This window comes from Myxococcus vastator (assembly GCF_010894475.1).
GTDB lineage: Bacteria > Myxococcota > Myxococcia > Myxococcales > Myxococcaceae > Myxococcus > Myxococcus vastator.
Map to the genome: position 1 here is coordinate 25,415 of NZ_JAAIYB010000040.1, position 7,494 is coordinate 32,908.

The window sequence follows — 7,494 nt, forward strand, 5'->3', positions numbered from 1 at the left end:
CCGAGGGGACTCCCCTCCCCGGCCCTTGTTCATTGCGGGCTCGGCGGCCACACGGGCCGGGGCACCGGCTACCGCTCGGGGAACTCGTGGGAGCCCGTGCCGCCGCTGGGCGCCATGGGCTGAGCGACGCAGAGCGCGTCCCGGCCGCGTCCCTTGGCCGCGTACATGGCGAAGTCCGCCGCGCGGATGAGGTCCAACGCGGACGCGGCATGGTCCGGGTAGGTGGCCACGCCCACGCTGGCGGTGAGGCGCACGTCCAGGCCCTGCTCGTGGAGGAAGCCCTGCCCCCGAAAGGCCTCGCAGACGCGCTGGCCGATGATGGCCGCCCCCGCCTGGTCCGTCTCCACCAGCAGCATGGCGAACTCGTCGCCGCCATAGCGGAAGACGGCGTCCAGGTCCTGCCGGCCCAACGTCATCAGCAGGTCCCCCACCTCCTTCAAGGTGGCGCTGCCCACCAGGTGCCCGTGGGTGTCGTTGACGCTCTTGAAGTGGTCCAGGTCCAGGAAGACGAGCGACAGCGGGTGGCTGAAGCGCTCCGAGCGCTTCACCTCCTGGTCCAGCAGGGCGCGCAGGTGCCGGGCGTTGTAGCAGCCGGTGTGCTCGTCCGTAATCGTCAGCTCCTGCACCCGCCGGAAGTTGCGCGCGTTCTCAATGGCGATGGCCGCGTAGTCCGCGATGGCGGTGAGGATGGTGAGGTCCTCGTTGGTGAAGGGCGGGTCCATGGGCCCGTTCACCAGCTCAATGATGCCCAGCACCCGGCCCCGGGCCAGCAGCGGCACCGCGAGGATGGAGCGGGTGTGGAAGGCGGAGGCTTCATCGAAGCGGGGTGAGAAGCTGGGGTCCCCGCCCACGTCATGGACGAGCCGCGCCGCGCCGGACGTGAAGACGGCGCCGGCGATGCCCTCGCCCGGGTTGAGCTGGAGGCCCTTGAGCACGTCCGCGCCGTCACCCACCGCGATTTCGAAGTAGAGCTTTCCGGTGCGCTCGTCCTGGAGGATGAGCGACCAGTTGCGAGGCAGCAGCAGGCTGCTGACCTTCTGCATCACCAGCGCCAGCACCTCGCGGAGCTCGAGCGTGGACGTCAGGGCCTTGGCCATCTCGTTGAAGGCGGCCAGCTGCTCCACTGTCCGCTTCATGGCCGACAGGAGGTCCGCGGGATTCATCCGTAGAGTCCACTCCGGGGCACAAGTCTGGTAAGGCCGGGCCGAGCCGTAACATGCACATGAACGCAGATCAAACGTTGCTCGTCCTGGCCTCGGCGTCGCCGCGACGCAGGGAACTTCTGTCACAGCTGGACCTCCGTTTCACCGTCTCCGCGGCGGACATCGACGAAACGCCCCATGCCGGCGAGGCGGCGGAGGCCTACGTCGGGCGGCTCGCCCGGGAGAAGGCCCGCGTGGTGGCCTCCCGCCACCCGGGCGCCTGGGTGCTGGCCGCCGACACCACCGTCGCCCTGGGCGCCGAGCTGCTGGGCAAGCCCCGCGACGCCGAGGAAGCCCAGGCCATGCTCACGCGCCTGTCCGGGCGGACGCATGACGTCTACACGGGCGTGGCCCTGGCCGGCCGGCATGAGGAGACGCTGGTGGTCCGCACCCGCGTCACCTTCCGCGCGCTCAGCGCCGGGGAGCTGTCCTGGTACGCGCACAGCGGCGAGCCCCTGGACAAGGCGGGCGCCTACGCCATCCAGGGCCGGGGCGGCTTCCTGGTGGCCAGCGTGGAGGGCAGCACCTCCAACGTCGTGGGCCTGCCGCTGGGCGAGACGGTGGCCCTGCTGGAGCGGGCCGGCGTGCCCCTGCCCTGGAGGGCCTCATGAGTGGGAGCGTGGCGGAGCGGCTGGCGTCGGTGCGGGAGCGGGTGGCGGCGGCCTGTGCCCGCGCGGGGCGGCCCGTGGAGTCGGTGACCCTGGTGGCGGTGTCCAAGCTGAAGCCCGCGGACCTCATCCGCGAGGCCTACGCCGCCGGCCAGCGCGACTTCGGGGAGAACTACGCGCAGGAGCTGCGGGACAAGGCCGCGGAGCTGGCGGACCTGGACGGCCTGCGCTGGCATGCCATTGGCGCGCTCCAGACGAACAAGGTGAAGTACGTGGCGCGTGCGGCCGGGGCCTTCCACGCCCTGGACCGGCTGGAGGTCGCCCGCGAGCTGTCGAAGCGCCGCGAAAGCGCCCCGCCCCTGCCCGTCTACATCGAGGTCAACGTGGGCGGCGAGGCCACCAAGAGCGGCCTGGCACCCGGCGCGCTCGGCGCCTTCCTGGACGGGGTCCGCGCCCTGCCCGGCCTCCAGGCGGTGGGGCTGATGGCGCTGCCGCCCCCCACGGAGGACGAGGCCCGGGCCCGCGCGGACTTCCAGGCGCTGCGCGAGCTGGCCCGTGGCCACGGGCTGCCGGGCCTGTCCATGGGCACCACGCATGACTTCGAGTGGGCCATTGAAGAAGGGGCCACCGTCGTCCGCGTGGGCACCGCCATCTTCGGCGAGCGCGCGCTCAAATCTCCTTGAGCTTCACCCGCCCCTCCGAGTTCACGCTGACCTTGAACTCGGAGCCGCAGTAGTGGCAGCGCACCTCGTCCCCATGGGCGAGCGGCTCATCCACGGGGTTGTTGGCGTTGCACGAAGGACAGTCGAAGTCCTTGTGCGCCTTGCCACCTCCGCGCGCGAACTCCTTCTCGTCGTCATCGAAGTCGAAAGAACCGCCACCACCAGACATGGACCCCTCCTGCGGGATGGCGCCCGACACCGCGGGCTGCCCCGCGCGAAGGCTACCAGCGGTGTCGTCGAGTGGACACGCCGCCGCGCGGCACTCCCGCCTGCCGGGCGGACAGGCCCCGGCCGGGAAGAGGCGCGCGGGAGCATGACGTGGGAAAGTGTGCCTCCCCGTGCAGGGAGCGGCCCTCATTTGAATGGCGGGCCCACCACCGCGTCCGTGGAAATGGGCGGTGGCGGGAATGGTTCCAAGCCGGGTCTGGCGCGGTGCGGCCAGGCTACCTAACTTCCAAGCGAGGGAGCTCACCCGATGCAAACGCAGTCCAAGTGGGGGTTCGCGGCGGCGTTCGCGGGTCTGGTCTGGTCGGCGACGGCCATGGCCCAGGAAGCCGTGAACCCGGCGTTCGGCCCCGGGGAGCAGAGCTCTTACCGCGTCAGGTACCTGGGCATCACCGCGGGCACCGCGCAGGTGACGGTGGGCGCCCACATGAAGCAGTGGGGCCAGGACGTGTGGCCCATCGTCGCGGTGGCACGCTCCAACGACATGCTGGGCGTGTGGCCCATCAAGGACAAGTTCGTGTCCTACTGGCAGCCGGAGCGCCAGCTCGTGGTGGGCAGTGACTTGCACGCGGATGAGAACGGCTCACGCCGCCGGCAGCGCATCAAGATGGAGCCGGATGGCAAGACGGCCTTCGTGGTGAAGCAGAAGGAAGGCGAGTCCCCGTACGAGTCCACCCGCGAGGTGACGGAGGGCTCGCTGGATGTGACGGGCGCGACGTTCGCATTGCGCAACCTGGAGCTGGCCGTGGGGCAGGAGTATGCCTATCCCGTCTTCACCGGCAGCAAGCAGTTCACCCTCCGCGCGAAGGTGGAAGGGCGTGAAGTCCTGGACACGGCGCTGGGCGACAAAGAGGTCTTCAAGCTCAGCGTGAAGACGGAGTTCGGCGGCAACCTCGCCTCGAAGCGGGACATGTTCGTCTACTTCACCACGGACCCCAGCCACGTGCCGGTGCGGGTGGAGGCGGAGTTCGCGCTGGGCACCATCGTCGCGGAGATAACCGACTACAAGCCGGGCCGGAGCATGGCGGTGGCCCGCGCCGAGAATGGCGGGTAGCACCCGCCGGAGAGTGAAGGGGGCGGATGGGCGCAGGATGGGCGTGGGCGGTGGTGGCGGCGGCGATGTCCGCCACGCAGGAGCCTCAGGTGGTGTCGCCCCTGGTCAAGGTCCGGCCGGGCGAAGCAGTGAAGGGACGCAAGGAGGCGCGCCTCAGCCTCGCGCGCGGTGAGTGCGAGGCCGTGCAGGTGGCGCTTCCCGGCCGGGTGGAGCGCCCCGCCGTGGAGAAGCTGACGCTGAAGGGGCCGGGCGCGGCGCTGAAGGCCAGCGTCTGGCGCGAGGCCTTCATCGACGTGAAGACGCCGTCCAACGGCCAGGGCCGCACGGGCCCGTGGCCGGACGCGCTGGTTCCAGTGGACGCGCCGGGGCATGACTCGAAGCTGCCCACCGTCTTCTACGTGGAGGTGTGCGCCCCGGAGAAGCAGGAGCCGGGGACGTACCGGGGACAGCTGCTCGTGAAGGTGGGTGGCGCGAAGGTCCGGCCGGTGCCGTTCACCGCCGAGGTGCAGCCCTTCGCCCTGCCCGCCACGTCCTCGCTGCCCAACAGCTTCGGGGTGTCGCTGTACAGCATCGCCCGGGGCCACGGCGTGAAGCCGGAGTCTGCGGAGGCGCGCAAGCTGCTGCGGGACTATGGGCGCGCGCTCCTGGAGCACCGGGTGAGCGCCCACGGCATGAGCATGACGCCGCCCCCGGTGCGCTTCGAGAAGGGCCGCGCGGTGCTGGACTGGCGCGCGTACGACGCGGAGCTGGCGCCCTTCCTGGACGGCAGCCTGCTGCCCTCCGGCGCGCGCTTCACCAGCACCGACGTGCGCGACAGCAAGCACGCGAAGACGGACGCGGAGAAGACGGCGTACTACCGCGCCTTCGCCGAACACTTCCGCGAGAAGGGCTGGCCCGCGCAGCTCTTCTTCTACGCCAAGGACGAACCCAAGCCCGAGGACGTGCCGCTGGTGAAGGCCCAGTCCACGCGGGTGCGCGCGGCGGGCGCGATTCCCGTGCTCGTCACCAGCCCGCTGGATGACGCGCTGAACGGCTCGGCGGACATCCTCACGCCCACGCTCAACTGCTTCTATCCACGGCCCGGGCCGCAGACGTGCCGCAGCGTGGTGGAGGCGAGCGCGCTGCGCAAACGGCTGGCAGGTGACACCCGGGTGTGGTGGTACCAGAGCTGCAATTCGCACGGCTGCAACGGCGGCCCCCCGGCGGACAAGGCGGTGGACAGGGCCTACAGCGGCTGGGCCTCGTACATGGTGGACCACCCCGCCCCGCTCAACCGGGCCATGGGCGCGCTCGCCTTCTCCTCTGGCGTGGACGGCGAGCTCTATTTCGACACCGTCTTCGCCTACAACACGAAGAAGGACTCCTGGAAGGACGTCTTCGAGTTCGGCGGCAACGGCGACGGCACCCTCTTCTACCCGGGGACACCCGCCAGGGTGGGTCCTTCCGGCCACCAGCCCATCCTCACGCTGCGGCTGAAGCACATCCGGGACGGGTTGGAGGACTACGAGTACCTCCGGCTGCTCGCCGAGCTGGGTGACGCCGCCTTCGCCCGGACGGCCGCGCGCAAGCTGGCGCGCACCGGTTGGGACATCAACGCGGATGCGGGAGAATGGGAGGCGGTCCGCGAGGAAGTCACCGCCCGGCTCCGGAAGCGGTGGGCGGAATCGGAATATGCGAAGCGCCCGGACCGTCAGACGCCGCAGAGCACCCCGTAGTCCCTGGAAGGAAAAGGATGAGCCCCCTGCGCACCCTCTTCGCGGCCCTGTTGTCACTGTCCAGCGCAAGCGCCTGGGCCCAGCTGCCAGACGCGGAGACGGACGCGCCGGAGGCCGAAAGCGCCAAGGCCGAGGAACCCACGGCGCCCCTCACCGTGGCGCCGTGCAACGCCGCGCTGCCGGCGCTGCGCACGCCCATGGCGTTCATGCCGGGTGAGGTGCTCGAGTTCGACCTCGACGCCATGGGCGCGCAGGCGGGCACCATGACGATGCGCGTCCACAAGCAGAAGGACGGGCACCTGCCCATCCAGGTGGAGGCGCAGACCAACACCTTCTTCTCCAAGGTGCGGCGCGTGCGCGGCAGCGCCACCGCGTACCTCCACCCTCGCACGCTGCGCCCCAAGCGCTACGTCGAGGACACCCTGGAGAACGAACAGCGCCGCAAGGTGGAGGTCGCGTTCGGCCAGAAGGAGCGCACCGTCAAGGTGGACTACCAGTACGGCAAGCGCCCCAAGGGGCAGTTCAACTACACCTTCGACAAGGACGGCCTGGACGTGGCCGGGGCCATCTACCTGCTGCGCCAACTGCCGCTCAAGGACAACCTCCAGGTGTGCTTCGATGTCTACGGCGTGCGTCGCATGTGGCGCATGCAGGGCACGGTGGTGAAGCGCGAACAGGTGACGACGCCGCTGGGCCAGTTCAAGGCCTGGCACATGACGGGCACCGCCGTGCGCCTGGACCGGCCCAAGCAGAAGCGTGAAGTCCACGTCTGGATTTCAGACGACGCGCGCCGACTGCCGCTGGCCGCCGTGGGCACCATCGACCTGGGCGCCGTGCGCGCCACCCTCACCTCCGTGTCGCGCCCGGGGGAGAAACCCCAGAAGAGTGAAGGTCAGGAAACGATGAAGTGGTGAGCGCGGCGGACGCCTCACCCCGTCGCAACACCCAAGGCCCGTGGCCAGGTGCCGCGGGCCCGCGCAGGTGCCGGTGCGCCGGGCTTCGGGCCTGACTGGAAAATTGACGGAGTGCTACCTGCCTGTAGCGTCGAGGCCATGCCCCCTCCGGCCCTGACCCTCGTCGCCCCTCCGCCGTCGCGCCGTGCAGACCCGGTCCGGGTGGCGGTGGAGCAGCTCGCCCGCGCACTGCCCGCGCGCACCGACGCGGCGGTGCTCGTGGACCTGCTGGAGGATGACCTCCGCGAGGGGCTGGACGCGCTCGGCGAGGTGGAAGCCCACTTCACGGACCTGCTCGACACGCTTCGCACGGAAGCGCTGACACCGGCCGCGCTGGTGGACTCGGGTGATGACCTGCGCGTCCTTCAGCAGCTGGATTCACTCCACGACGCCGTCGTGCGGCTGCGCAAGCGCCTGTCCCAGGCCGCGGGCATGAGCCGGCTCGCACAGGCGCCGGTGGTCCGCGGCCGCTGACAGCCGCGTCGGTTCGGCGGTCCCCACCCCGCCGCGAACGCCTGTCCACTGCCTCATGGGGCTGCCCCCGAGCCAGGGCGTGGCCGCGCCAACCTGATGGGCGAAGCCTTGTCGCTCCGCCCATCCGCGCTCAAGGCCCAGGCGCGGCGGGCGCGGGCGCGGCGGGAGCACCGGTCGTCGCGGGAGCGGCGGGAGCCCCGGTCGTCGCGGGCCCCGACACGGGAGATGGCGTCGTCGGCAGCGGGAGCGCCGGCGCGGCGTTGAGCGGCGCGGGCGTCCCCAGCAACGGCGCCGGAGGTCCGGCATTCAGCGGCGCGGGCGTGGTCAGCAGCCCCGGCAGCGGCACGGCCGGATTCGAGTTGAGTGGCGGCTCGGTGGCGATGATTCCCGCGCTGGACTGCCCCGTGCCGACAAACGCATCGAACGAGCCCGGCGCCAGCGGCTGCACGGTGAATGAACCGAAGGTGGACGTGGGCGGCGTCGCGAACGCCCCGGTCGTCGTGCCACCCCCGGGCGCCCCCACCACCACGGTGGTGGGGGC

8 protein-coding genes and 1 pseudogene are annotated in these 7,494 nt (G+C 71.0%); 6 read left to right on the forward strand and 3 right to left on the reverse strand.

Going from position 1 to position 7,494, the window contains the following annotated elements:
- Window positions 1–68: 68 nt before the first annotated feature.
- Window positions 69–1,163, reverse strand: coding sequence for a GGDEF domain-containing protein (locus tag G4D87_RS06620; protein WP_163780067.1), 1,095 nt, complete (start codon window positions 1,161–1,163; stop codon window positions 69–71).
- Between the two features lie 53 nt (window positions 1,164–1,216).
- On the opposite strand from G4D87_RS06620, the gene G4D87_RS06625 reads away from it, so the two are divergent.
- Window positions 1,217–1,813, forward strand: coding sequence for a Maf family protein (locus G4D87_RS06625; protein WP_163780069.1), 597 nt, complete (start codon window positions 1,217–1,219; stop codon window positions 1,811–1,813).
- Complete coding sequence (locus G4D87_RS06630; protein ID WP_163780071.1) at window positions 1,810–2,493, forward strand: YggS family pyridoxal phosphate-dependent enzyme; 684 nt, start codon at window positions 1,810–1,812, stop codon at window positions 2,491–2,493. Before G4D87_RS06625 ends, G4D87_RS06630 begins: the two co-directional genes overlap by 4 nt.
- On the opposite strand, the gene G4D87_RS06635 is transcribed toward G4D87_RS06630, so the two are convergent.
- The gene (locus G4D87_RS06635) at window positions 2,480–2,701 is read right to left on the reverse strand and encodes a hypothetical protein (RefSeq protein ID WP_163780073.1); all 222 of its coding nucleotides are present in this window, start codon (window positions 2,699–2,701) and stop codon (window positions 2,480–2,482) included. The two genes, G4D87_RS06630 and G4D87_RS06635, sit on opposite strands and share 14 nt — an antisense overlap.
- Before the next feature lie 306 nt (window positions 2,702–3,007).
- Between G4D87_RS06635 and G4D87_RS06640 the strand changes: the two genes are divergently transcribed.
- From G4D87_RS06640 to G4D87_RS06655, 4 genes are all read left to right on the forward strand, one after another.
- Window positions 3,008–3,811, forward strand: a complete 804-nt coding sequence (locus tag G4D87_RS06640; RefSeq protein ID WP_163780074.1) for a DUF3108 domain-containing protein — start codon at window positions 3,008–3,010, stop codon at window positions 3,809–3,811.
- A 26-nt stretch (window positions 3,812–3,837) separates the two neighbouring features.
- Window positions 3,838–5,526, forward strand: a complete 1,689-nt coding sequence (locus tag G4D87_RS06645; protein WP_163780076.1) for a DUF4091 domain-containing protein — start codon at window positions 3,838–3,840, stop codon at window positions 5,524–5,526.
- A gap of 17 nt (window positions 5,527–5,543) precedes the next feature.
- The gene (locus tag G4D87_RS06650) at window positions 5,544–6,440 is read left to right on the forward strand and encodes a DUF3108 domain-containing protein (RefSeq protein ID WP_163780078.1); all 897 of its coding nucleotides are present in this window, start codon (window positions 5,544–5,546) and stop codon (window positions 6,438–6,440) included.
- Between the two features lie 138 nt (window positions 6,441–6,578).
- Window positions 6,579–6,953, forward strand: coding sequence for a hypothetical protein (locus tag G4D87_RS06655; RefSeq protein WP_205507456.1), 375 nt, complete (start codon window positions 6,579–6,581; stop codon window positions 6,951–6,953).
- Between the two features lie 130 nt (window positions 6,954–7,083).
- Here the strand turns inward: G4D87_RS06655 and G4D87_RS06660 are convergent.
- Window positions 7,084–7,494: pseudogene (locus G4D87_RS06660) on the reverse strand (hypothetical protein); the annotation flags it as partial.